This window comes from Treponema sp. OMZ 805 (genome assembly GCF_050937395.1).
Classification (GTDB): Bacteria; Spirochaetota; Spirochaetia; order Treponematales; family Treponemataceae; genus Treponema.
Genome location: NZ_JACCLP010000001.1, coordinates 371,277 through 398,181 on the forward strand (window position 1 = coordinate 371,277; position 26,905 = coordinate 398,181).

Annotated in this window: 17 protein-coding genes and 2 pseudogenes; 9 read left to right on the top strand and 10 right to left on the bottom strand. The window is 47.2% G+C overall.

Annotated features, from left to right (window positions below; all coding sequences use genetic code 11):
• Positions 1–792 precede the first annotated feature (792 nt).
• From HGH47_RS01675 to HGH47_RS01695, 5 genes and pseudogenes are all read left to right on the top strand, one after another.
• Entirely contained in the window at positions 793–2,889 is a 2,097-nt protein-coding gene (locus HGH47_RS01675; protein ID WP_230974358.1) for an SUMF1/EgtB/PvdO family nonheme iron enzyme, read from the top strand.
• The gene (locus HGH47_RS01680) at positions 2,889–3,053 is read left to right on the top strand and encodes a hypothetical protein (protein WP_212565044.1); all 165 of its coding nucleotides are present in this window, start codon (positions 2,889–2,891) and stop codon (positions 3,051–3,053) included. Before HGH47_RS01675 ends, HGH47_RS01680 begins: the two co-directional genes overlap by 1 nt.
• Positions 3,054–3,423: 370 nt before the next feature.
• Positions 3,424–3,561 (top strand): annotated as a pseudogene (locus tag HGH47_RS01685) (SUMF1/EgtB/PvdO family nonheme iron enzyme); the annotation flags it as partial.
• Positions 3,562–3,785: 224 nt separating this feature from the next.
• Positions 3,786–3,956: a hypothetical protein gene (locus HGH47_RS01690; protein WP_212565043.1), complete on the top strand. Its 171-nt coding sequence runs from the start codon at positions 3,786–3,788 to the stop codon at positions 3,954–3,956.
• 506 nt (positions 3,957–4,462) lie between these two features.
• Positions 4,463–5,300: pseudogene (locus tag HGH47_RS01695) on the top strand (hypothetical protein).
• A 50-nt stretch (positions 5,301–5,350) separates the two neighbouring features.
• Here the strand turns inward: HGH47_RS01695 and polA are convergent.
• The 4 genes from polA to HGH47_RS01715 form a co-directional block, all read right to left on the bottom strand.
• Positions 5,351–8,221, bottom strand: coding sequence for a DNA polymerase I (polA, locus tag HGH47_RS01700; RefSeq protein WP_432909893.1), 2,871 nt, complete (start codon positions 8,219–8,221; stop codon positions 5,351–5,353).
• A gap of 168 nt (positions 8,222–8,389) precedes the next feature.
• Positions 8,390–9,703, bottom strand: a complete 1,314-nt coding sequence (locus tag HGH47_RS01705) for a sodium-dependent transporter (protein WP_212565042.1) — start codon at positions 9,701–9,703, stop codon at positions 8,390–8,392.
• A 27-nt stretch (positions 9,704–9,730) separates the two neighbouring features.
• Positions 9,731–11,158, bottom strand: coding sequence for a 3-phosphoshikimate 1-carboxyvinyltransferase (gene aroA, locus HGH47_RS01710; protein WP_212565041.1), 1,428 nt, complete (start codon positions 11,156–11,158; stop codon positions 9,731–9,733).
• A gap of 19 nt (positions 11,159–11,177) precedes the next feature.
• Positions 11,178–13,940 (bottom strand): tetratricopeptide repeat protein, encoded by a 2,763-nt coding sequence (locus HGH47_RS01715; RefSeq protein ID WP_230974356.1) that lies wholly within the window; start codon positions 13,938–13,940, stop codon positions 11,178–11,180.
• A 338-nt stretch (positions 13,941–14,278) separates the two neighbouring features.
• Here HGH47_RS01715 and HGH47_RS01720 point away from each other — a divergent pair, with 338 nt between their 5' ends.
• Positions 14,279–15,649 (top strand): threonine synthase, encoded by a 1,371-nt coding sequence (locus tag HGH47_RS01720; RefSeq protein WP_212565039.1) that lies wholly within the window; start codon positions 14,279–14,281, stop codon positions 15,647–15,649.
• Between the two features lie 247 nt (positions 15,650–15,896).
• On the opposite strand, the gene HGH47_RS01725 is transcribed toward HGH47_RS01720, so the two are convergent.
• Positions 15,897–16,061, bottom strand: coding sequence for a hypothetical protein (locus HGH47_RS01725; protein ID WP_432909899.1), 165 nt, complete (start codon positions 16,059–16,061; stop codon positions 15,897–15,899).
• Between the two features lie 201 nt (positions 16,062–16,262).
• Here HGH47_RS01725 and HGH47_RS01730 point away from each other — a divergent pair, with 201 nt between their 5' ends.
• Positions 16,263–18,158 (top strand): InlB B-repeat-containing protein, encoded by a 1,896-nt coding sequence (locus tag HGH47_RS01730; protein WP_212565038.1) that lies wholly within the window; start codon positions 16,263–16,265, stop codon positions 18,156–18,158.
• A gap of 124 nt (positions 18,159–18,282) precedes the next feature.
• On the opposite strand, the gene HGH47_RS01735 is transcribed toward HGH47_RS01730, so the two are convergent.
• From HGH47_RS01735 to HGH47_RS01745, 3 genes are all read right to left on the bottom strand, one after another.
• Entirely contained in the window at positions 18,283–19,182 is a 900-nt protein-coding gene (locus HGH47_RS01735; RefSeq protein ID WP_230974355.1) for a TPM domain-containing protein, read from the bottom strand.
• On the bottom strand, positions 19,176–20,291 hold the full coding sequence (locus tag HGH47_RS01740; RefSeq protein ID WP_212565037.1) for a hypothetical protein: 1,116 nt from the start codon (positions 20,289–20,291) through the stop codon (positions 19,176–19,178). The genes HGH47_RS01735 and HGH47_RS01740 overlap by 7 nt, the downstream gene beginning before the upstream one ends.
• 338 nt (positions 20,292–20,629) lie before the next feature.
• Positions 20,630–21,853: an SPFH domain-containing protein gene (locus HGH47_RS01745; protein ID WP_212565036.1), complete on the bottom strand. Its 1,224-nt coding sequence runs from the start codon at positions 21,851–21,853 to the stop codon at positions 20,630–20,632.
• A gap of 307 nt (positions 21,854–22,160) precedes the next feature.
• Between HGH47_RS01745 and glsA the strand changes: the two genes are divergently transcribed.
• A complete protein-coding gene (glsA, locus tag HGH47_RS01750; protein WP_253675284.1) occupies positions 22,161–23,090 on the top strand; it encodes a glutaminase A in 930 nt (309 codons plus the stop codon).
• A 49-nt stretch (positions 23,091–23,139) separates the two neighbouring features.
• Complete coding sequence (locus HGH47_RS01755; protein ID WP_212565035.1) at positions 23,140–24,552, top strand: alanine/glycine:cation symporter family protein; 1,413 nt, start codon at positions 23,140–23,142, stop codon at positions 24,550–24,552.
• A gap of 188 nt (positions 24,553–24,740) precedes the next feature.
• On the opposite strand, the gene HGH47_RS01760 is transcribed toward HGH47_RS01755, so the two are convergent.
• Entirely contained in the window at positions 24,741–25,223 is a 483-nt protein-coding gene (locus HGH47_RS01760) for a hypothetical protein (protein WP_212565034.1), read from the bottom strand.
• Positions 25,224–25,380: 157 nt separating this feature from the next.
• A partial coding sequence (locus HGH47_RS01765) for a leucine-rich repeat domain-containing protein (RefSeq protein WP_432909906.1) occupies positions 25,381–26,905 on the bottom strand: 1,525 nt, incomplete at its 5' end.

Here is a 26,905-nt window from a genome sequence, read left to right on the forward strand (position 1 = left end):
CCTAACGCTTATTATCTATGCCTCTTACCAATTAAGTTGTTTGCAGCAATGCCGTATGTATCCCGTAATTCCAGCACTTTTGAAAATAGTGATACCGGATACAAGGCGCGTGTAAAAAACAACCGGAGACGTGCTTTTTGCACGTTGAGGATTGTTTTTTACTAAGCAACGCCGTAGACGGTATGCATATTTTCAAAAGACCTTGCATTTCTCAATATTTGCCCCTATACTTATGATTATGCTGAATAAGTGTATACTATTACCGCAGTATCGATTATCTCCCCCAAAAGCGCAAACCCTGTGCAATGTACTTGACATACCTGTAGCCGTCTGGAACACTTACTCAGCAACTCAGCAACTCAGCAACTCAGCAACTCAGCAACTCAGCAACTCAGCAACTCAGCAACTCAGCAACTCAGCAACTCAGGCGTAGAGTCTGTCTGCGCTCTGAAAAACGGGCAGCTTTTACATTCAGACAACAACATCATTATTTCTCATCAATTTTTGCAGACGGCAAACGTACTGTTAATCTTTTCCCTATTAAACCGCAAAGAGTACCACGTATGCGGAGTCAGATAGAGGAGAACATTCCTTTCAAAACTTTAGCGTACTCTGCGTCTCTGCGGTTAATTAAAATAAAACCACTCAGCATACAAAAATCACAAAGAATCACCGGTAAATACCAAACCATATTCCAACCCCCTTAGCGTCTTCTGCGTACTTTGCGGTTAAAAAATTTAAGGAATAAACCGTTTAGCGGTTGAAAATATATAAGTGCTAGGAGGAACAAGTATGAATAAAAATAGAAGAATAAATCGGCTGTTGAGCCGGTTAGCAGTAGGATTGATGCTTGCTGCAATGGCCTTGTTTACCGGTTGTCCGAATAAGATAACGGTTAAACCGGAAACATTTGCAGTAACGTTTAGTGCCGGGGAACACGGTACGCTTAAAGCAAAGGCGGACGGCGTAACGGAAACGAATAAAAGCCCGATAAGCGTCGAAAAAGACAAAACAGTTGTGTTTACTGCGGTGCCTGAAAAGGGTTATGAAGTAGAAAAGTGGACGGTCAACGGTACTGCTGTGGCAAATAATGTAAGTACAACGTATAGCCATAAAGTAACGGCTGCCGTAACGGTAAAGGTAAGCTTTAAGGCTTTGCCGCCTTCTGCCGTCGCTGTAACGGGTGTAACGTTGGATAAGCCTACGGTAAGTCTTGTAGCAGGAACTAGTACAACACTGACCGCAACGGTTGCTCCTACAAATGCTACGAACAAAACAGTAACGTGGAGTTCTAACAATCCTGATGTTGCAGCGGTAGACAAAGACGGCAAAGTAACAGCGAAAAAAACCGGAGAGGCAACGATTACCGTAACAACTACAGACGGCGGTAAAACAGCGAGCTGTACGGTAAAGGTGCTCACCCGATATACCATTACGTATCACCTAAACGATGGAACGAATGATAGCGGTAATCCTGCAAACTACACGGTAGAAACGGAAACGATTGACTTAAAGGATGCAGAAAGAACAGGCTATACCTTTATGGGTTGGTATGAGAAAGCGGACTTCAGCGGTGGAATAGTAACGGAGATTACAAAGGGAAGCACGGGCAATAAAACGCTTTGGGCCAAGTTTCTTGAAAACTACGCCATCACCTACAACCTCAACGGGGGAAGTAACCATGCCGACAACCCTGCAAAGTATACGATAGAAACAGAAACAATCACGTTAAAACCTGCGGAGAAAGCAGATCATATCTTTTTCGGCTGGTATGCCAGTGCAGACTTCAGCGGTGAAAAAGTAACGGAGATTACAAAGGGAAGCACGGGCAATAAAACGCTTTGGGCCAAGTTTCTTGAAAACTACGCCATCACCTACAACCTCAACGGGGGAAGTAACCATGCCGACAACCCTGCAAAGTATACGATAGAAACAGAAACAATCACGTTAAAACCTGCGGAGAAAGCAGATCATATCTTTTTCGGCTGGTATGCCAGTGCAGACTTCAGCGGTGAAAAAGTAACGGAGATTAGAAAGGGAAGCAGCGGAAACAAAGAGCTGTATGCAAAGTTTATCGAAATGAAAATGATCGATATTGCTGCGGTAACAAACGGAAGCGTAGGAGATAACTCTCAAAGCGATAACAACGTGCACACGGTAAGCCTTACTGCCTACCGGATAGGGGAGACGGAAGTAACGCAGGAGTTGTGGACTGCGGTGATGGGGGAGAATCCGAGTAGGTTTAAAGGAACAGGAAATCCGCCTGACGGCAGTGAAGTGCAGGAAAAACGGCCGGTGGAGAGCGTGAACTGGTATCATGCAATCGCATTTTGCAATAAGCTGAGTAAGGCGTGCGGGCTTGAGCCCTGTTATACAGTTCAAGGCGTAGACTTCGATGCACTGACCTTTAGTGCCATACCAACATCTAATAACAATGATTGGAATAATGCCGTATGCGACTGGAGTAAAAACGGGTTCCGGTTACCGACGGAGGCAGAATGGGAATGGGCAGCTATGGGCGGAACTGAGCATAAATGGGCAGGAACGAATGTGAAAGGGCAACTGATAAACTATGCGTGGTATAGCGATAGTGATGGGGGAAATGCAAATAATAAGACGCATGAAGTGAAAAAGAAGCAGGCGAATGGGTACGGGCTATACGACATGAGCGGTAACGTATGGGAGTGGTGCTGGGATCGGTATAGCGTCTTACCCAATCCGATGCCACCGGATTATGCAGGCCCAGCTGATTCCGGTTCTCGCCGCGTCAGACGCGGCGGCTGCTGGAGCAGCTATGCAGGCGGCGCCGCTCGTGCGTTTCGGGGCAGCAACTTCTATCCCGTCAACCGCTACTACGATCTGGGTTTGCGTGTGGTCTCGCGTCCCTGATGAAAAATGTACATCCTTGTACATTTTTCATCGACGAGTTTGAGGCGAAGCCTCAAACGTCGCTGTTGCGTGGAACCAGCGGCATCCATGCCGCTTTTGCCTGTGAGGTTGAGCGGCAACGGGCTGTTGAGCAGTGTACGTCCGTGTACACTGCTCAACGATAAGTTTTTCTATCGAAAAACTTACTACTGTTTGGAACCACCACCGTCCGTGGCGGTATGCGGCGAAACCGAACCGGCAAAATGTGTAGAGGTGGTGCAGTATAGTTTTGAAAAAAAGATGAAACTGCACCGATTAGCCGCTTTAGCGGCTCGAAAAATTTTTATGGGAATTTTCTATGTTTTAGGAAGCGCTCCATTGTACATTGTATTTGTTTAAGCGGTGCAATCTTTGCATGGATTTTGATTGCTGTAGTGGTACCCTGCCGTACAAAAGGAAACAAAAAAGAAAAACAACAGGTAAACAAATGGCGAAATGTATAATTAGGTCATTGATAGTGTAATGTATTAAACGGTAGGGACAAAAAAAGGTGCTGATTCCGGTTCTAACCGCGTCAAACGCGGTGGCAGCTGGAAGAATGATGCGAATAACGCCGCTCGTGCCTATCGGGACAACAACAACCCGGACAACAGCAACGACAATCTTGGCTTTCGTGTGGCTTGTCGCCCCTAGAGCTCACACAAATAGTGTGAACCGTCCCTGATGAAAAATGTACATCCGTGTACATTTTTCATCGACGAGTTTGAGGCTTCGCCTCAAACATCGCTACTGCATGGAACCAGCGGCATCCGTGCCGCTACTGAAAAACCAATTTTGCCGTGCACAAAATCAAACAGGTCAATATTACTTATTCAGAACGCCCATGGATGGGCGTAGTTTTAAGCAGAAACGAGTTTGTGAAAACAAACTCGCAGTTAACAAATGTACACGGAGGTACATTTGTTAACGATACCGATATCCAATTGCGAACAAGCGGTCGCGGAAATGTTGATTTAACCGAAGCTGCTAATATAGCGCAGCTCCGGTTAAATGCCGAGTTTGCCGTGCGGCAAACATCGCCTGTTTAAAAACGCTTTCGTTAAGCAATGCTTTACGAAAGCGTAACAATTCGGCAGCCTCGAAATTTGAAAATTTCTACGTTGCCGAATTTATAAGAATGCGTTTTTACGCGGGCATAAAATTATCGCCGTTACCAAAGAATTTGTCGCAACGGGAGAAAATAGTTTTTATTCAGAACTATGCTTTGTAACCAAGGCGGGTTCTTAGGGCAGAGCCCTAAGTCGCTCACTAAGGGGAGTACTTCCATGTACTCCCCTTAGTACGAGATTTGCGTCAAACGCAAATCTCGTTTCTGCATAAAATCACCGCCATCCGTGGCGGTTCTGAAACAGCTTGAACAGTCGCGGGGGGGAAGTGGTTAGCTGATGGGTAATGTGTAATTCAACAGGTGTTCATCTTAATTACACATTATTTTCCCCTGATAAAATAAGCATTTAATAAAAACTTGTAATTTTTTCTTCATTTCTTTAGCCATTTTACTCCGAAAGTCGCATAAGGACTGTAGGAGATGCGAATGACGAGAAAACCTTTTGAAGACCTAACTATCTCCGATGATTTTATGTTCTGTAAAGTGATGGAGTCCGAACCGATCTGTAAAGAATTTCTCGAAATGCTCTTTGCTACTAAGATCGATAAAATTACCTACCTGTCAACCCAAGATAGCGTTACCACTAAATCGAGTGCAAAAACCGTCCGGCTGGATGTACTGGTAAAAGACGGTGTCGGTACATCCTACGATGTTGAAATGTGTTTTCCGATAGACGTCCGTGTCTATCGGAAAACACGAGTTTTGCCATTCGGCAAAACATCGCTGCTGCTTGAAACCAGCGGCATCCCTGCCGCTGCTGAAACAGACTTTTCTAAAAAAGCCTTCCGTTAGCCTTTTGTAAATAGGCGGAGTAGATGCTAGGAGCGTACAAAAAACACCCGCAGGCGTACTTGCTGTACGTCGAGGACTGTTTTTTGTTAAGCGACAACGCAGATACCCGTATATTTTCAAAAGATACAAAAAAGATTATATTGAGAACGCCAAGGCGTTTAAAGAGACAGACAATCAAGAGTTACGAGGCTTTTTGCAGTATGTAATAACAGGCAAGGCAACTACGGCATACACAGGGAGGATAGAGCAGATGATACAGACGGTAAAACAGAACGAATTAGCGCGGAGAGAATACCACATATTACCGGCAGCTCTCATGGATGCGATGGATGAAGGCGAGGCACGAGGTCTTGCCAAAGGTTCCCGTCAAAAAGCGCTTGAAACCGCAAAGACAATGCTAACTATGGGGTATCCACTCAATGATATTTGTAAAATTTCGGGTCTCTCTCAAGCAGAAGTAGAAGCTCTATAAGAATCAAGCTCTGGAACCAAGGCGGATTCTTAGGGCAGAACCCTGAAACCTTAATGGAAATCTCCCCAGCAGCTGCCTGCTTCGATGCTGACACGGAGCGGGACGGCGAGTTCGACGACGTGTTCCATCTCTTGTTTTAACAGCGCTTTAACGGAATCGACTTCCGCATCGGGGGATTCGAGGATTAGCTCATCGTGTACCTGTAACAGGAGGCGCGCCTTTAACTGCTGCTGCTTCAATGCGCGATCTACACGCAGCATTGCCGTTTTGACGATATCGGCGGCGGAGCCTTGAATGGGCGTGTTGATGGCGATCCGTTCCGCTGCGGCGCGCTGCGTTTGGTTTCGGCTGTTGATAGCGCGGATGTACCGCCGTCTGCCCATCAGCGTTTCCACAAAGCCCTTTTCTGCGGCCGACTCTTTGAGCGTTTCCATAAAGGCGGATACTCCCGAATAGGTGGTAAAATAGCGGGTAATAAACTCCGCCGCCTCGGTGCGGGAGATGCGCAGTTGATTGGCGAGCCTAAATGCGCTCATACCGTACATCACCCCGAAGTTAATCACCTTTGCAATGCGGCGCATATCGGGGACAACGTTTTCAACCGGTACATTAAAGATGAGCGCCGCCGTTGCCGCGTGGACATCGGTTCCGTGCCGGAATGCCTTTACTAAATTTTCATCCTGCGAAAAATGAGCGAGGATAACCAGCTCGATCTGTGCATAGTCGGCGGAAATCAGTTTACAGCCGTCCGCTGCGTAGAACGCCTTGCGGATTTTGCGACCTTCTTCTCCTCTGATCGGAATATTCTGCAAGTTCGGATCGCGGCTCGAAAGTCTCCCCGTCGCAGTCCCCGTCTGAATAAAACTGGTGTGTATCCGCCCGTGTGTATCGGCAAGCAGGGGTAGCGCATCGGCATAACCTGATTTCAGTTTTGCGGAGGCGCGGTAATCGAGAATTTTTGCCGGAAGTTCATCGATGGCGGCAAGCTCCTCAAGCACGGAAATATCCGTAGAGTAGCCGGTCTTTGTTTTTTTACCGGTCGGCAGCTTCCGTTCGGTGAACAACACTTCCTGCAGCTGCTTAGGGGAGGCGATATTAAAGGGATGGCCGACCAGCTTGTAAATTTCCGCTTCGTCCCGTGCAAGCGTATCCGCCAATTCTTCCGAAAACGCAGCTAGCTCTTCTTTTTTAAGGAAAATCCCCTGTGCTTCCATATCCGCAAGGAGCGGCATCAGCGGCATTTCAAGCGTTTCAAAAAGTGTGGTCAAGTTTGCCTGCTCCAAGGCGGGCTTATATATGTGATATAATTGCAGGGTGAAGTCGGCATCCTCCGCTGCATATTCGGTCGCTTGCGGAAGGGGCACCGCCGCAAAGGTACAGCCCTTGGGGACGACGTCTTTATAGTTAATGCCCTGCAAGCCGAGCTGCGCTTCGGCAAGGTTCTCCAGGCCGAAGCTGAGGGTATCCGGTTCGAGCAGCCATGCCGCTATCATCGTATCGAAGAGACGGCAGCCGGCGCGGGTAAATATCTTTGCCGTCCGCAGCACCTGATAGTCGAATTTGCCGTTGTGCAACACAAGGGTGAGCGCTTCATTGCTCCAGAGCCGCGCGAGCAGTTTCTGTGCGGCGGCAAGGGGCATCACGGTGAAGGGCTGTTCACCCAGTTCGGGCGCCGGCGCTTTGAGCGGTACGTAGATACCGGTTCCGGCTTTTAAGCTGAGCGAAAATCCGACAAGGGCGTCGTATAGCGGGTTGAGACCGGTGGTTTCGCAGTCAAAGGCGGCAAAGCCCTGCGCTTCGGCTGCTGCGATAACGGCTTCGAGTTCTTCCGCGTCCGTCACAGTGCGGTACTCGCCGGTATTTTTACGGAGTTCCGCCGGTGCTGCACCGGTACCGGCTTCCGGTATGCCGTCAGCGCCGCCTATCGGTTTTGCACCCGCATTGCCTGTACCGGAACCGTTCTTTGCCGAACCGTTATCCGCTGAACTGCCGGTTGCTGCGATATTCGGCGCGGCAGCTGCATCGGCTGTGCCTGCTTCTTCGGCGGCCTTTGTGTACAGTTCCCCGAGGCGCGGCAGCTCATATTCTTTCAGCAGCGCGGCCGCCTCCGGATAGTGCAGCGCATCGCAGCGGTAATCCTCAATCGAGCCTTCGATGGGAATATCGGCGGCAAGCGTTATCAGTTTTTTTGAAAAATAGGCGCTCTCCTTTCCGGCAGCCAATTTCTTTTGTACGGCTCCCGCAATGGAATCGATATGTTCATACACAGCGTCGAGCGTACCGTAATCCTGCAAAAGCTTTACAGCCGTTTTGGGGCCGATGCCCTTTACGCCGGGGATATTATCCGAAGTATCGCCGATGAGCGAAAGATAGTCGAGCATCTGTGCAGGCGCAACCCCCCAATGCTCCTTAACTTCTTCGATACCCCATTGTGCCAAGGCTTCACTCTTATCGGGTTTAAGCACCGAAACAAAATCTCCTACCAGCTGCGCCAAGTCTTTATCTCCGGAGATAATGACACAGCGGCGGCCTTCTTGTGCAGCGCGGCACGCAAGGGTTGCGATAATATCATCAGCCTCAAAACCGTCTTTGCGGAGGCAGGTGATACCGAGTGTTGTCAGTATTTTTTCGATATGCGGAATCTGCGCGTGCAAATCTTCCGGCGTCTTGTCGCGGGTTGCTTTGTATTCGGGGTACCATTCGTGCCGAAAGGTCGGCGTGCGGGAATCGAAGGCTGCAAGAAAATACTGCGGCCGATATGTTTTTAAAATCATCGCAAGACTTCTAAAAAAGCCGTAAAGCGCGGAAACATTTTCACCCGCCTTATTGGTCAACGGATGGCTGACAAAAGCGAAGTAAGAGCGGTAAATTAAGCCGTAGGAATCAAGCAGGTAGAGCGTGTCGTGTGTGTGCTGTGTCATGGGAATGAGTGTATCATAAAACGTCCCGCAGTCATAGCGGAGAGTATATATACAATTCAAGTGTTTCTTGAGAATCTTTTCCAAGCTTATATTGGCTTTAATGGCTTTTAAGGAACCTCTAAAAAACTAACCAATTCTTTAGAGATGTTCTATAGAAACTATAATACGCTATAGCCCCCCGAGGAAGATACCGGCAATCACTAAAATCAGGCATACGGGTACAAAGACATACTGCATATAGGGGGCGTACCAATTACCGACCTTATGCTTGGCATGAAGGTTGATATCCTCAAGTGTCCGCTGTGCTCCATATACCCAAAAGATGACAAAGGCCGCTGTAACTGCTGCGAGCGGAAAAATGATGATGGCGACAGTGTCGGTGAAGGTGCCGAATACCCTCATGTCAAAGTTGAGCGGTACGGCGATACATGCTGCTAACACGGTGATAATAATCGCCGCTTTTTTTCTGCCGATTCTGAATTTGGACATCAGCGACTCAACCGGTACTTCCAACATAACAATTGAAGAGGTGAGGGCCGCGAACATTGCGCAGAGAAAAAAGAGGATGCCGAAGATATAGCCCGCCGGCATGTGTGCGATAATTTTAGGCACGGCAATAAAGAGGAGCGCCGCGCCCGCTTGCGGATTGATTCCGAGCGAATATGCGACCGGAACAGTGAACAGAGCACACATGATCGAAGCAAGAAAGTCCAAACCTGCCGTTTGGCGGGCGGTACGGGGAACATCGGATCCCTCCGGCATATAGCTTCCGTATACAAGCATTGCAGCTCCGCCGAGACTGAGGGTAAAGAATGCCATACCCAGCGCATATATCCAGATTCTGAAATGACCGAATACTTCCCATTTAGGCCTCAGCATTATGGCAACTCCGCGTAACGCGCCCGGCAGGGTGAGTGCACGAATAACCATCACGGTAACGACGATGTAAAAAGTTGCCATCATCACGGTGGTAAAGCGTTCAATGCCTTTTTGGATGCCAAGACTGACGATCAGTGCCGTTGCAACAAGGGCGGCGAGTGTCCACGGAATATTGGCGGGAGTACCTGCAAAGGATTCGAAAAAAGCGGGAGGCATCGCTGGAAATGTATTGGTAATCGCCAGTACAAGGTAGCGCAGTATCCATCCGATGATAACGGTGTAAAATGATAAAATTCCGATAAGGGCTATGACCGGAAACCAACCGACGGCACGGAGTAGGGGATTCGTTGTTTTTTGCGCGAGAATCGATTCAAAGGCAAGTACCGGTCCTTTGCGCATCTTTCGTCCGAATGCATATTCTCCCATCAATCCGAATGCGGAAAAGCCGAATAAAAAAATGAGGTACGGAATAAGAAACGTGATGCCGCCGAACTCCGCTAAGCGGGCGGGAAACATCCAAATATTCGCCAATCCCATTGCCGAGCCTACGCAGGCAAGGAGCATACCGATGTTTGTTTTAAAAAGTTCTCGTTTTTGTTTCATTTTTTACCTCAATAATTTTGCGGCTGTTTACCTTACCTCTTTAAAAGCGGCGCCTGCTGCATTCATATCCTCGATAAACCGAGGGTAGGATATTTTTACACAATCAAAATCTTCTATACAAGAGATTTCGGAAAATTTTTCGGTATTTTCCCTCGTTGTATCCGATTGTTGCCCAGTATGATAACGTGCGGCAATTCCGCATGCTGCGACGGCGAGCATCATCGCGATGCGGTGGTCGTCGCGGCTTCGTACCCGTGCGGGATGGAGTTTCTGTCCGCCGCTGCCGTTTGCAGCGCTGCTGTTCCCGCCGCTGCCACCGATGCGGAGAAAATCGTTGCCTTGGGTGATATCCGCTCCGAATTTTGCGAGTTCTTCCGCCGAGGCAGCAAGCCGGTCGCATTCTTTAAAACGGCACACACCGGCGTTGAGCAGTAGTGTTTCTCCCGTACAAAACACGGCGGCACAGGCGAGGATGGGAACCGCATCGGGGATATCCGCACAGTCGAAGCGTCCGCCTTTTAATTCGCCGGATATGGGAAATACCGAAACTGTGCGGCGCTCCGTGTCGCAGCGGATGTCCGCTCCCATCGCTTTAAGGATCGAAAGCGCCTGCGAATCTCCCTGCGTGTCTGCGGGGTCGAGGTTAGTCAGCGTAAGCGCCGCATTGCAGATGACGGCTGCGGTCAGGGGAAAGAGGGCGGACGACCAATCGCCCGGTATCGTTTGCGTAAAGGCACGATAGCGCTGTCCGCCTTTGATTTCAAAATGGTAGTCGTCACAGTTCACTACCTCGATACCGGCAATGCGGAGCCAAGCGCAGGTCATCCTTAGATACGGACGTTCCCCGGCATTGTTAAAGGTAATGCGGCTCATCCCGTTTAAAAGCGGCGCTGCAAGGAGGAGTCCCGTTACGGGCTGGGAAAAGGGACCGTCGAGTTGATATGATCCGGCTGGCAGCGGGCCGCAAAAACGGAGCGGCGGGACTTCCATGCTGCCTGTACCGTTCTTAATACTTGCCGTCGAGTACGGGATGCCTGCTTGCCGGTATACTGAAAGGAGCGGTTCCACGGGGCGGCTCCTAAGGGATTCATCTCCGGTGAGACACACCGGTGCATCGGCTGCGGCAAGGATCATACCTAAAAAGTAGAGGAGAGAACCCGAGTTGCCGAGGTCGAGAATGCGTTCCGCGGCACCGCGCTCTGCGGAGGCGAGGAGACCGCCGACTGGCGGCGTAACTTTGAGCACGAGCGGATTATTCGATACTTCCGTAATGGTAACGCCGAGCTGCCGCAGTACCTGTACGGCGCTTTCCATGTCTCCGCTGATAAGGGGCGCGGTAATAAACGAAGTACCGTTCGCTAAAGAAGCGCAGATGAGGGCGCGGAGCGTATGGCTTTTGGAAGAAGGCGCCGTCATCGTTCCGCAAAAAGACGGCGTACTTACTTTGAGATTCATTATGATACAGTTCGTTCCGTTATCCAGTTGTTTTTTTTGTTCGAGGCTTTTTTATCGCCGCTTTTTCGGTTTTTGTATCGGCCTTTTCTTCTGCGGTAGACTCAGTCGCTGCCGTTCTTTTTTTGCTTACAGCGGACTTGGTTCTTGCAGGAGCCTTTGTGTCCGCAGCAGACTTAGCAGATGCAGCTTTTTTTGCCTTGGTACCGGTAGCGGGTTCTGTTGCGTCCGCTCCTTCTTTGCCTGCAGCAGACTTGGCGCTTGCCCCTTTTTTTGTCTTGGCGCTGATAACGGGTTCCTCTACATCCGCCGCAGATTTGGAAGCTCTGCTTGTTTTTTTTGCCAAAGCTGTCTTCTTGGGCTTTTGTTCGGCTTTTGGCTCTGCGGTAGGCTGAGCGGTTGTACCGGTATCCTGCAAGAGGGCTTGTTCAAGCGCATCGACACGTTCCGACGTTTCGTACCGTTTAAGCTGTACAATCTGCGCTTGCGCCTGCTCGAACCGTTTTGTGTTGCGGTACACACAGGCAAGATCATAGTGTAGGTCGGGACTTTCAGCAAAGGATTCAAGCCCTGCCCGTAACGTTACCTCCGCACGGGCATAGTCGCCTTTTTGAACGGATATGGATGCAATCAGTTGATATATCCGGACGGACGGCTGGATATCGAGCGCCTTAACCAAACCGTCATCGGCCTCGTTGAGGAGGAAGAGCGCATAGTCGTTTTCGGCCTTATCGGTGAGAAGCTCAGGATTTTTCGGATCGAGTTTTAATGCCTTATAATACCACTGCTGCGCTTCTTCGCGAGCATCGTCGTCGGCAAATGCATTCGCTAAGGCGTGGAACGCAGCTGCCCGATTCCGTTCTACCGCGAGGTCGGCGGTTCCGTTTTCAATATCGAAGAGGGGGAGGCACTTTGCAAGCTGCCCCTTCCTGCGTTGTACTTCGAGGTAATTTACCAATAGGGATACTTCATCGGGCAGCAGCCTGCGCGCTTCCGCGACTGCCGCTTCCGCTTGTTCAATATCGTTTTCGCTCAATGCTGCTAATGCGCGTAAATTATGCACCCAACCGTTTTGCGGATCGGCGGCAAGCGCTTGTTCCAATACCGGTTGATATTTTCCGTTACTTAAAAAAAGCGCTTCCGCTAACCGGAACTGATATAATCCGTATTCGGGTTCAAGGTCACACGCTTTTTTAAATGCTTTGACCGCCTCTTTCGGTTCATCTGTTTTGAGCAGCAGTCCGTACAGGTACCAGTCGGCAGAATCTTTTGAACCTTTTTTGCACGCCGTTTTGAATTTGAGCAAGGCATCATCGTATCTGCCCACTGCGTAAGCATATTTTCCGGCAATCGAAAGCGTTCGGGGATCATTCGGCGCTATACGTTCCAATATCGTAATAACTTCCGCAAGGTCATCGTAGGCCTCCTGCTGTAAAAACGCGCGCGCAGCCTGCATATATGCATCTACCGCTTCCGGCTTTTTCCCGCAATCGTAGAGTTCATTCGCCTGATGGAAGGCAAAAAGCCCCTGATCGGGACTGATTGTGAAAGCTCGCCGGTATGCTTCGGCCGCTTCTTGGTGCTTTCCCAGCGCATGGTATAAATGTCCTTCAAGGTTTGAGAGGAATGAGGATTGCGCCATCATCGGCTTTGGAACTTTTTGCAGTAAACGCTGTAAATCTTCATACCGTTCAGCCCGATAGTAAATGCCGCCGAGCTCCGCAAAAGCTTCCTCGTTGGAGGGATTCGCTTCCAAGACCGATTGAAATTCCCGCTCGGCTTCGTCAAGCATCCGCTGCGCAAAATAAATGCGGCCTGCCAGTATCCGATCCGCTTCTTCCGGCTCCTTTAACCGCGCTGCAGCCCGGAGCTGGAGCAGGGCAGGGACATACCGCCCCATCGCATAGAGCGTTTTTGCAAGGCTGATGCGGGCATCCGGCGGCACAGCAGAAAATTCGTTTGCGTCCGTGTATGCCGTTTCTACCGTCATCGGGATGGAGTTTAATGAAAAGCGGGAAAGCTGCGCGGTAACCTGCGGGTAAGTTTCCCAGTTTTGAATTGCAAAGGCAATTTTTCCCGCTGCCTGAATGGTATCATCCTCACAGCAGGCAACCCAATGGCCGTTTATCAAAATGGTGATGGTCGTATTATTCGCGATCAGTTTGATTGAGTACGCACGTTTTGTATCCGCTTCTCCTTTATGATTTGAATAGTCTGAATCAGGGTGATCTGAACTATGATGATCTGAATCATGATGATCGATATCGGAATGAGCGGAACCGGGGATTTTTACCCAGCCTAGGAGGGGCATCGGGGTGCTGTTGACGACCGCATCGAGCCGTACCCATCCCGCATCGGAGATCATCAGTGCGTAAAAGGTACTTTGGCTGATATAACGGAACAGGATTCCGGCAGCGAATCCTCCCGCCTTATCGGTTGGTGTGTCCTGTCCGTCCGGCTTTTTTGCAGGTTCCGGCAAACGGATATCCGCTTCGATAATCACATCCTTATAGCGGAAGACCGGATTCACCGTCCACGCATAGAGATGCTTTCGCTGCGCTTCAAGCCTCAGTCCTCCCGTATTGTTTCCGTCAGGCTCAGGTGGCGTAAAGGTAGCCGTATATCCGTCACCCGTTTCCGCAGCAAACCGGCAGTTTTCAGGCTTGGAAAAATCGGCCTGCCATTGTTCTTCGACAATCTCTTCATAATCAATCGGAATTTCTTCTTTAGGCTTCCGCAGATTTTTGAGTTTACTTTTAAAATAATCGATGTAAAGTTTGAACATCCCCATACATTAAAAATAGCGAAAAAGAGAAAAAAAGTCTATCGAGCGGAGGAACGGGGTAAACGCATCAGACATTTGGTGCATGTCCCGCAGAATAAATAGGCTGTTCAACCAGAGTTGAACCTCTTCGCGGTTCAAATGGTCTCACAGCCTGTTTATTCTGCAATATATGTTTACCTGTCGGATGCATTTATCTATCACCTGAAAAAAACTGCACAAAATTTTTGACAAAATTTTGCGCGGAAGAAAAGCAATCGCTTTAAATATTTCCAGTGCGATTGCTTTTAAAACATACGGTATATGATTGAAATCACGGTATATCTATGCTATAAAGAAATATGCAACCGTCCATATCTTTTTATAATGTGAGAGAGCCTTCCATATATCTTCCTTTAGAAACGGTACTTAAGATAAACAGTGCGGAAGGGGGAAATTATATTCCTCGTCAGATACCGATTTTACCCGATTCGCTGATATATAAAAATCCTCCGCCGTCTTTTCGTGATGTTGCATTTGAAGTGTTTCGAGCATTTTTTCGGGATGTTATTCCCGAATCCGATTTATACACCCTTATTGCACGCGCGTTTCCTTTCAGGGTTCCGGTGTTTCCGATCGATCCCCGTACTTATATCATTGAACTTACCCATGGAGATGGCGGGTCTTATACCGATTTCGGCGCTCGGTTTACTGCGCAGCTGGTTGATTATTTCTATCAGTGCAGCGGGCAGCCGGTGCATATTCTTTTTGCGGGAACAGAGCTTGAAACGCTTTCGCTTGCAAAAGCATTTTCCGAGTTTGAAGATATTCATGCAACTTTTTTATATCCTCAAGATTCGAAAGATACTTTTCAGACTATGACAAAACAGCAAATTCTGTTGCTTCCCAAAAATATTCACACCTTTTGCGTCAACGGCTCTCTGGCAGACTGTAAAACGATGGTTCAAGAAACGGCAGTAGATGCTGATATTATCGGTTCGATGGAGTTGTTTATTCCTCATGCAGCACATATCGGCTATCTATTATCGCAGGTGTGTTGCTGTATGTATGCTGCATTGGCGGTACTTTCACGAACCGGTTATGATAACAGTATTGAGCAACCTCAGCTGATTATCGGTACTTCGTTAAACCAGCCGAACACCCTCAATGCTGCCGTACTTGCAAAAAAAATGGGAGCGCCTATAAACGGTTTTATTACAACAGTCAATGCTTCTTGCCGTATTCCTGAAAGAGACTATGAAGGAGAATGTCGACGCTTTAGGATGCTTTATACGCAGAGTTCTCCTGAAAGACGTACCCCGGAAGTCGCCTTATTTCGATTTGATCAGGATTCTGTGTTAGAGGCAATGCGCGACTGTAAAGATCGGACAGGGTATATTATCAGTTCCGACGTCGCAGAAGTATGGCAGGCGTGGGGTTCGATAAAAAACGGTCAAGCGATAGCGGATGGGCATAATCCTGTCGAAAACTTTTGTATGAATACCGGTTCGCTGCCCCGTTGGGTATCCGATGAACACACTGCGCATTCATGCATCACGATTATCCCGGAAATAACGCATCCTGCATTTCATTCTGAAGCGGTGAGAACGGCAACGGGAATATACCCATCGGTACCCACTCGCTTGGAATATAATCCGCAAATAACAGATGTGCCGGTACTTGAATGTTCATCCGCAAAAAATTTAAAAGATTGGCTTTTGTCTCTTGTCTAAGGAAACGCTGATTAATTCGAATGCAAAATAATCAGCATTTCCCTAATAGCCACTTAACTTTTCTCTTGCGTTTTCGGATTTTGGACTCTATAATAATACATATGTTGAGTCGCAGAATTGGATTATCACAGTATAAAAATCTTATTTCCAAAGCGGACACCATATCGGAGCAAAATCGGTATACAGGGCTTGACACGCTCATAGTCGGTAATACAATTCTCACAGCTCACAGCTCACAGCTCACAGCTCACAGCTCACAGCGAATCTTATTTAGATAGTTTTTTATCTTCTCCTTACAAACAGCATCATCACCTTTCCGCAGTTTTAAGTCTATCGGATACGAATCAAGATACGCATATTCCTTTTTCTCATGGTGTACATAAACAGCTTTTTGCGTCCCGGAAAATGCCATGCGTTGCTGCGAAAGGCTGTAGAGTAGGATATTACAAACACTTGTGCAATACCGCTTTATATCGCTGGGGTCGGCAGTCGGTCATATCAGGGTAAGAGAATTATGAAAACCGTTTTTTGCGGTTGCAGCATACTAATTAAGGGAGATTTTATGATGAAAATGAATCTAAATAAAACGAATATACTTAGAGGATGGGCAACAATGACAGTACTGGCTATTGCCTCGTTGTTCATGTTTACGGCATGCCCGCGTTCGACAGACAGTGTGGTGCCCAATGAAGTGCCGACCGTGGATAAATTTACGGTAAATTTTAGTGTAGACGGCGAACACGGTACGCTTACTGCAAAGGTAAACGATGTAGCGATCGGAACCGGTACGAAGGTGGAGAAAGATAAAAAAGTAAGCTTTACGGCAACGCCTGATAAAAACTATAAAGTAAAGGAATGGAGGGTAGGTGGCTCTGCTGTTACAGGTAATACGTCAAGTTCTTATACGCACACCGTCACAAAGGCTGTAGAGGTCAAAGTCTCTTTTGAATCGCTTCCGGTAGGTCAAGCTTCTTATATAGTACAACACTATAAAGAAAAATCGGAAGGAGGCTATTCTGTAGTGCCATCGGATACTGAAAGTTTACACGACACTGCAGGAGCAACTGCTGTATACACTCCTAAAACTTTCGAAGGTTTTAACTACAATTCGTCGCTTACGAAAATAAACGATTCCGTACAGACAAGCGGGACAATAAACGCTGATGGCAGTACTGTTGTAAAACTCTATTACGAGCGCAAAACGGTAAACGTAACCTTTAAGCTTAACGGCGGAAACGTAAGCGGTAATACAGCCGATATACCCCTAACAGGTAAATTCGGAACAGCATTTACTGCTCCGGAACCCGTCAAGGCGGATGCCGAGCTTAAAGGATGGAATCCCGCGTTGCCTTCACCTACAACATTTTCTGCGGCCGATACGACATATACGGCACAATGGCAGATTACGTCAGGCGGAGGTGGAAAAATCTTCATCAAGTATAATGTTGAGAACCTCACTGTCAGATACGAAAAAAACGATCGGTATGAATTATTGCCACCGAATTCCGAAGTCTCTGAAGGTACGTTGTTACGCTTTCGAGATAAGAATATCCCTGCGGGACAGCAAGTTGATAAGTGGAAGGTAAACACAAAAGAACTCGACTACGATGACTACACGGTTAACGTTGCCGATGCAGTTAGCGACGGTTCGAATAAAGTTATTACGGTAACGTATACCACTAAGCCCGCTGCCGCGGTTGTTGTAAAGTTTGACGAGAGCAAGGTCGAAGTGTATAAAAACGGCAGCGGTACACTCAATAACGGGGCTACTGTTTACGAGGGCGTCTCACTTTGGTTCGGGGTTAAAAGTCTTCCTACCGGTCAGGTTTTCGACAAGTGGCTTATCAACGGTACTAAAGAGGTCAAAGAACATTATCTCTATACGGTAAACATCGCCGATGCGGTTCCCGACGGTTTGGATAAGGTTATTACGGTAACCTATACAACCAAACTGTCAGCCGGTTCTGTTGTTATTAAATTCGATCCTACGCTTGTGAAGGTAGTGGCTCCTCTTTCCGGTATGCATGGCATAACGACCGGACAAACGATCGATGCAGGTACCCAATTGCGTGTTTATCCGCAGGTACCGGGCGGCATAGACATAGATAAGATATTTTTTAACACAAAAGAGTATACGTATAAACCCGATAACAGCTATTCGCTTGATATAAACGATGCAGTCCAAGAGGGCGGCAACAAGGTTGTCCGCATCGGTTTTACCGTTAAACATCCGCAAGTACTGACTGCGCAATTTACCCCTGCTGCATCAATCGAGTGTAGAACCGTTACCGGTGCACCAATCACTTCGGGCTATGAAGGCCCTGCCTATCTGTATGCAATACTGAAGGCAAAATTATTACCCGGGCAACAGGTAAAGCATTGGGAAGTCAACGGTACAAAAATTCCCGGCTCAGAAGGACAGACAATACTTGAAGGGCAGGCAAACCCCGATTTTGCTGTGGAAGAAGGCGGTAAAAAAGTCGTTAAAGTCAATCTTGTTTTGGAATAGCACTGTTTGAACAGACGATCTAATCCCCCGATGCGCTGTGTCGGGGGATGTTAATTGAATGATATTCATGAACCTCAAAAAACCTTGAGTTTTTTAAGATGCCCGAAAGGCACCCGCTTAAAACTTAAAACGATCTTCCGCCGCCGCCGTGAGAGCGTCCGCTTGACGACGTATGTGTGGAGCTTCCGGAGCTGCCGCTTGAATTGTTTTTAGGCCGTACCGTGCTTATCGTATTGGTACTGATGAGCGGATCGTTTACGGAATCAAAATGTACTTTTGTTTGCTCCGTCCGATTGTAGTACGGTTTTGCGCCGGCGATTTTATAGCGTTTTAATAAAACCAAGAAACTGATTAAAAACACGAAAACACCGGTTCCGAGGGCAAATAAGAGACTGCTTTTCAGTTTTGCAGCAGCTGCTTGTTCCGGTGATTGGATTATGGTGTTCAGCTTATCGATATATGCATTGATACCGGCGGCATAATTTCCATCCGCCGCTCCTCCGTCGATGAGCGCATCGAGCAGATCATCAATACGGGAATCGGTAACGGTATTGATAGTACGCTTACCTGAGGTTGAAATATGCGCTTTTCTTCCGCTGCCGTCGCCGTATCCTGTTACGATTAAAAGCAAGATTCCATCGCGGTCTTCTCCGTAGCCGTAGCCGCCGTAATCAAAGAAATCATCTGCATAAGCTTCCGCCGTCAAATCACCGGTGTCGGGAACCAGTACCACTGACGCATCCGTTTTTTCGTTTTCGGAAAATTCCGTAAAGCGTGCCGCTATTTCCTGTTGTTCGCTGAGCGTCAGGATGCCTGCCATATCGACGACTGCTTTTCCGCTATATTGTTGAATCGCGGCGAAAAGTTCGTCTGCATTCCAGTCAGTTGCTTTCTCATCCCATTCGTCTGCATCACTCGGGTCTGCACAGAGCATAAAGGGGAGCAAGCAGCAGAACAAAATCGTCATAAACCGTTTTTTATAGGTATGTTTTTTTGAACATACCGGTGTCATCATCGTTACCATATAAACATCCCTCCCAAGAACATGAGCACGCCGAATACGACGCCGAGAAGCCCCGATGTCAGCGCTACCTTTGCCTTATCCAGCGGCAGCTCCCCGCAGGTTTTACCGGTTTGACCGTTTACGGCAAATACATACGGCTTACCGTGATAGATGTAGGTAAGAATCCACGAGGGGAGTAACACATACCGTTGATCGCGGACGGAATACGCGGTTGAATCTTTTTCCGATTCAAAATGAGTACAAGTCGTTGACTCTTTGATAAGTGCCGCTGCGGTTTGTTTTGCTTGTGTCATTAATGCAGGTTTTATTGCTTCTTTATCTTCGGTGTATTGTTCGGCAAAAAAGCCCGCTAAATACCCTGCGGAAAAAGGCTTCATCTCCGCTTCATCATAGGGAGTAATGGTATTGAGTAACGATTCGTCGATTTTTGAAAACGCAAGCTTTTGCAGGTTGTTTACGGCGATATCACCGGTGCGGTCGATTTTGTATTTATCGGTTTTTACATAGTCACGGTCTCCGCTTGACCAGCGGGTAACGTTCACACCGACCGCATGGTAGTCCACCTTTGCATCGATATCCGCCTGCCAGTAGGGGAGGTAGACGCCGGTAATTTTTTCCTGCTGCATTTCACTCGTAAAGCCTTTCGGGGTAAATTTCTTTTTGCCCGCCCATTGCAAGAATTTCTGTATGGCGATCTTTTTATCGACCTTAAACGGGATAATGCGGTCGGGTTTAAAATCGCCCTTGAGCCGGTCGGTTATAACCACCGGGCTGTGGCAGTAGTAGCAAAACACGGCCGTCGAGGTATCTCCCGCAACAACTTCTGCGCCGCAGTTGGCGCATTGGTATGCCTTAACGGTCTGTCCGCCTTTTTCAGTGATGCCGGTTCCGAAAGCTGCAACCCTATCAGCATTTCCGCTGTTTATCGTGCCGGATTCTGCTGCATTGCTGTCCGCTCCGGCGGTTTTAGCTTGCAGTTTTTCGAGATAGGCAGTCAGTTCTTCTTCCGTATGCTCGGTAAAACAGTATCCGCATTTAAATTTGCCCAATCGCGGGTTAAACTCAATCGGCGCCCCGCACGCAGGGCATTTGTAGTTTATTATACTCATCTCATTCCTCTTACAAGGTAACCACATCAGACTTTTGAAAATATGCACACCGTCTACAGCGTTACTGCACAAAAATAACTGCTCGACGTACAACAAGTACGCCTCCGCTTTATTTTTGCTCGTGCCTTGTATCCGGTGCCACTATTTTCAAAAGTATTGGTTATACACAGTCGTCTCTTATTCTGCGGAATTTGATTTATCCATCTAATGTGTTTACCCTTCTTCTGAAACATAAAGCGAAATTTTTTCAAAATTTCGCGGAACAAAGAAGCCAACTGCTTGGAATATTTTCACTGCAGTTGCCTTAAATCCGCTTAATTCTAAGATTTGCGGTCGTGCTACAGTTTAGCGCCGCACTCGGAGCAGAATTTTGTGCCCGGTTTGACTTCTGCGCCGCATGAGGGGCAATTATTTCCTGCCGGTTTCGGCGTGCCGCATTCCGCGCAGAACTTACCGGTATTCTTATGTCCGCATTCGGTGCAGAACCATTCGCCTGCCGCTTTTCCTTGAGCGGCTTGTCCCGCCGCGGCGGTTTGCTGTGCAGTATGTTGAGTTGCTTGCTGCATTTGCATCTGCTGCATATTGGTTTGGCTTGCCTGTCCCATAAAGTTTCCGCCTGCGTTCATGCCCATTCCCATGCCCATGAATGCCATACCGGCGCCTGCCTGATTGGAACCTGCTGCTTCCATACCCCGCGCAATAGCCCCCTGCACATACCCTTCACGGATAGAAGGATCGCCGAGCATTGCGCCTTTGTTTCTCATATTGATGAGTTCTTTGGAGCTGTCGTCATACGTGATGCTTGCGATACCGACCGCCAGTACCTCCATACCGCGCAGGTCTTTCCACGAATCATCGAGAATTTGCGACATGTGCTTACTGAGGATCGTTCCCTTTGACGGAATAAACGAAATCCGCTCACCTTCCATCGACATCTGGCTGATTGCTGCCTGCAATGCCTCTAAAAATTCGGTTAAATACTGCTCGTTGATTTCATCGATATGTACGTGCGTTGCATTTCGGGGGCAGGCTTCTTTAAAGAATTTGATAGGATCGGTTATTTTGATAGAGTAGTTTCCGAATGCCCGCAAAAAAAGCTCCGCATTATAAAAATTATCAAAATACTGGAGCGGATTAGGCGTACCAAACTTAATGCCTTTGATTTCCTGTAAATTGATATAGAATACTTCCTGCTTCATCGGTGTTGTTCCGCCGAATTTAAAGCGGCCGAATGTTTCTTTTAAGGCATCGCCAAAACTACCGCTGAAAAGGGAGGGCGCGGAACTGTTATCAACCTTAAAATATCCCGGCTCCGCCGTGTAGTCGATAATTTTTCCGCCGTCTACCAGCATCATAAACTGATTTTGATTAACGTGAATAATCGACCCGTTGGAAATGACATCGCTTGAGCCTTTGGTATTCCTGTTGCGCTTATCCGTGCGTACCGGTACACCCTTTGCGAGTACAATGCCCTCACCCATATCATCCGCTTCGACAACTTCAAGCCACTGATCCGCTAAACCGCCGCCTACTGCGCTGACTGCCGCTGTTATCAATCCCATCGTATTTCTCCTCTTTTGTTTGTATGATCTCTATTTTATAAGCTCTATATTAGTATAGAAATGAATAATCGGTAAAGGGGGGGCTGGGCATCTTCTAAAAAATATATCGAATTAAACTAATACTCCCGATGCGGAGCATAGAGGCAAAACATCATGCATTAAATCTTTTACACGAATAAATAAAAATTTATTGTTGCATTATAGATTATTCCATTGTACAATAATCATCATAACGAATACCCCCGCAGCGATTTTAGGATAACTATGGGGCAAAAGATAGACTGCGTATAACGATGTAAGGAGTGTTATGGTGGAGATACGAGATATTTTACAACGCGCGTATGAATATGGGGTGCAGTATGTTGATAATGGGGTGGTTGCGGACTATATCCCCGAACTCGCGAAAGAAGATAAAACTAAGGTCGGCGCTGCGCTCATTGACACGGATGGCTCCTTATATGAGACGGGTTCTTCGCGACACAAGTTCAGTATTCAAAGTATTGTTAAAATTATCATTTATCTCTGCGTGCTTGAACACTATGACTTTGATTATATTCAAAAGTTTATCGGCGTAAAACCCTCCGCCAAACCGTTTAACAGTATCATTGCGCTGGAGCTGAGTAATAAGAATATTCCGGTTAATCCGTTTATCAATGCCGGCGCTATTGTCGCAACGTCGCTGTTATATGAAAAATACGGCAATAATACATTCGAGATGATTCTTAACCGGACACGCGAAATTGTCGGAAATGATAAAATCGATTATAGCAGGAGCATTTTCAATTCGGAAAGCTCTTCCGCTTTTGCAAATAGGGCGCTGACCTACATGCTGTTGAATGGCAAAATCATCCCTGCAGACGTTAATGTAGAAGACTTGTTAAACGTGTATTTTAAAAGCTGTTCGATTTTAGTCGATGTGCGGGATTTGGCGCAATTGGGATTTGTGCTGTCGAGGGATGGTAAAGACGGAGAAAATAAGCAGCATTTGAGCGAGGCTCATGCGCGGATATTACGAACGATTATGGCGACCTGCGGCACCTACGATTATTCCGGAGAATTTGCAATCAGAATAGGTTTACCGGCAAAAAGCGGGGTAGGCGGGGGTATTGTTACCGCATCACGGGCGGGCTATGGCATTGGTGTCTATTGTCCCGGGTTGGATTCACACGGGAATTCTTATGTAGGGACGCGGATTCTTGAATTTATTGCGCGGGAATTAAACTTAAATATTTATTAAAGGCATACCGATAAAACATACGATAAATCGTTATTAGGAGGAAAAAAGTATGTTGGAAATGTTAGGCGCCATTATTGCGCCAATTAACAGTTTACTCTATTACCCCATCTTGATCATTTTGCTGCTGGGGGTAGGGATTTATTTTACCGTCCGTTCGGGATTCTTGCAGGTGCGGTTACTCGGTGAGGCGTTTAGGGTTACCGCCGAAAAACCGATGAGGGAAGGTGATGTATCGTCGTTCCAGACATTGATGGTAACAACCGCATCAAGAGTCGGTACCGGCAATATCGTCGGTGTTGCAAGCGCTATTTGCTTAGGCGGTTACGGCGCGGTTTTTTGGATGTGGATTGTTGCGATTATCGGCGGTTCTTCTGCCTTTATCGAATCGACACTAGCACAAATTTACAAGCGCCGTGATGAAAACGGCGGCTGCTACGGAGGCCCTGCGTATTATATCGAAACGGCCTTAAAGAGCAGAGCGCTCGGTATCATTTTTGCCGTCAGTCTTATTCTTACGTATGCAATCGGCTTTAATATGCTTGCGGCGTTCAATTTACAAACCAGCTTTACCGTCTATAGTTTTTATGACCCGAAAGTAACGCCGTGGATTATCGGCGCCGTATTGGCAGTTATGACCGGCTATTGCTTACTTGGCGGCGGAAAGCGTATCTTGAAAGTAACTTCTGTCTTAGTACCGATTATGGGTGCAATTTACGTTGTTGTTTCTCTCGTGATGGTTATTATGCATATTTCAGCAATGCCCGCGATTTTCTCGCGAATCTTTGCCGATGCATTTGATTTTAAAGCGATCTTCGGCGGTGTTGCCGGTTCTTGTATGATGTACGGTATTAAGCGTGGACTTTATTCCAACGAAGCCGGTATCGGTTCGGCGCCGAATGCTGCAGCGACGGCGCTTGTCAGCCATCCTGTTAAACAGGGACTGGTACAGATGCTTTCGGTATTCCTCGACACACTTATTATCTGTAGCGCAACCGCCTTTATGTGTTTTAGCGCCGGTATCGAGCCGTCGGAGTCCTTAAGCGGTGCGCCGTATGTGCAGGCCGCCCTGTCCTCGCTGATGGGGAATTTCGGAAACCACTTTATCACGTTCTCTTTGATATTGTTTGCTTTTACAACCCTGCTCGGAAACTTATACTATGTTGATGATAACCTTTCCTATATTTACGGCAAGGTTCCCAGCAAAACCTTTATGCTGGTGTATAGAATTTTTGCGTCCCTTGTCGTGCTTTTCGGTGCAGCTCATAAACAAGCCTTGGCATGGGATATCGGCGATTTGTTGATGGGTATTATGGCCTTGATTAACTTACCGGCAATCTTCCTTTTAGGTAAGACCGCAATGAAGGCTTTGAAAGATTACGAAAAGCAACGGAAGGAAGGAAAAGACCCTGTATTCCATGCAGCCGACATCGGTATGCAGGAAAAACTGGATTTCTGGAATTAACGTTTTTAATTTAAAAAACGGATACGGACGCCTAAAGATAAGAAATTTTTAGGCGCCCGTTATATAAAAACCGTATCCCCTGATGTTCTGCCTCGGGGGATGTTGATCAGAAAAACATGCCGCACCTTTCAACAATACGCTCGTAAAAGATGTGGCGGGAAAATTATGCATCGCAAAAACAGCTTCTATCAAGGTGTGGAAGAATGTATAATCACGTCGTAGTCAATAGAAATATGAGCGTTCACTTCTTTGATAGACTTTATAGCATCTTTTAATGTTTGATTCTTAGTCCTATTCATAATCTCGTCAAAAAATACCTTATATGCACTATAAAAAGAAGCTATACCTTGAGCGGATTGATCTTCCCATAGAAATCTGTTGCTAGCATAAGGATTATTTGGGTATCCCTGTGTGACAGAACGTAGCGGGCGTAGATTATACCGGTCATGATGCTGTCGCATTTTCTGAATTAAGTCCGCTTCCAAAATATTTTGACCGGTAGGATCTTTGATGTATTCTTTGCATATAAAAATATCTTTTTGCGAATCTTCTTTGCAAAAAAATACTTCTCCATGTATGGCTGTATCATCTTTCCATATTGCAATAATCCCTAATACATCGCCGATAGGATAGGCTTCACTCTTTAAAAAAATTTTTATGGAATCATTCATTTTTTGTCTCCTGTTTTAGTTGTGGTTCAATTCTCATTGTTGTATTCCTTTTGAAATGCCGCACCTTTCAACAATACGCTCGTAAAAGGTGCGGCGGGAAAACTCTTGTCTAACAGGCAATTACCGTAAGCTATCTACAATAGCTGCCCCTTATGTATTATTGTTTCTGCCAAGTGTATTCCCAGTAAGTATCTCTCAAATACGTTGCAGCTTTTGAAGTATCTTCCAAGTCAGCTTGGTTGATGTTCTCGGTAGTGTTGCCATCTTTACTCAGAACTTTCCATCCTGATGGAGCCTTAAAAACCGCTCTGGTAAGTGTTTCGCAACCTATGAATGCCGCGAGTTCGATTTCAGTAACGCTATCGGGTATGGTAATACCGGTAAGGTTTGTGCAACGAGCGAATGCCTCGCCTCCGATTTTAGTAACACCAGCACCGATAGTAACAGCACTCAGCGCAGAGCAGTTCGAGAAGGCACCGTCACCGATTTCAGTAACGCTATCGGGTATGGTAATACCGGTAAGGTTTGTGCAATGAGCGAATGCCCCGTCTCCGATTTTAGTAACGTTATTACCAATAGTAACAGCACTCAGCGCAGAGCAGTCCAAGAAAGCAATGTTACCGATTTCAGTAACGCTATTCGGTATGGTAATACCGGTAAGGTTTGTGCAATGATCGAATGCCGCGTGTCCGATTTTAGTAACGTTATTACCGATAGTAACAGTACTCAGCGCAGAGCAGTCCGAGAAGGCACTGTTACCGATTTCAGTAACGCTATCGGGTATGGTAATACCGGTAAGGTTTGTGCAATGAGCGAATGCCAATTGTCCGATTTTAGTAACGCCTGTACCGATAGTAACAGCACTTAGCGCAGAGCAGTTCGAGAAGGCAAGGTTACCGATTTCAGTAACGCTATTCGGTATGGTAATACCGGTAAGGTTTGTGCAATGAATGAATACCAATTGTCCGATTTTAGTAACACCAGTACCGATGGTAACAGCACTCAGCGCAGAGCAGTCCGAGAAGGCACTGTCACCGATTTCAGTAACGCTATCCGGTATGGCGATACCGGTAAGGTTTGTGCAATACTTGAATGCCCATCGTCCGATTTTAGTAACGCCTGTACCGATGGTAACAGCACTCAGCGCAGAGCAGTCCGAGAAGGCACTGTTACCGATTTCAGTAACGCTATCGGGTATGGTAATACCGGTAAGGTTTGTGCAATGATCGAATGCCGCGTGTCCGATTTTAGTAACGTTATTACCGATAGTAACAGCACTTAGCGCAGAGCAGTTCGAGAAGGCATTGTTACCGATTTCAGTAACGCTATCGGGTATGGTAATACCGGTAAGGTTTGTGCAATGAGCGAATGCCGCGACTCCGATTTTAGTAACAGTATTCGGTATTGCAAGGCTTCCGACCAGTGCATTTCTATCCGTTACACCAGTGAGCCTACCGGTTGAATCGATTTGCAGTAGCGAAACATCTGCGGTCTTTTCTTTAAACGTAACGCTGACGGTGGTATGTGCAGTTACCGTCAATCTTGCCTTATTTTTATCAGCGCTGTCTTGTGTCGCACCCGTCCATGCAGCTACTTCGTATCCGGTATCCGGTATTGCGGTAAAGGTAAGTACGGTGTCCTTTGCAATGATGCCGTCGGCAGGCAGCGGAGGATCAACGTTT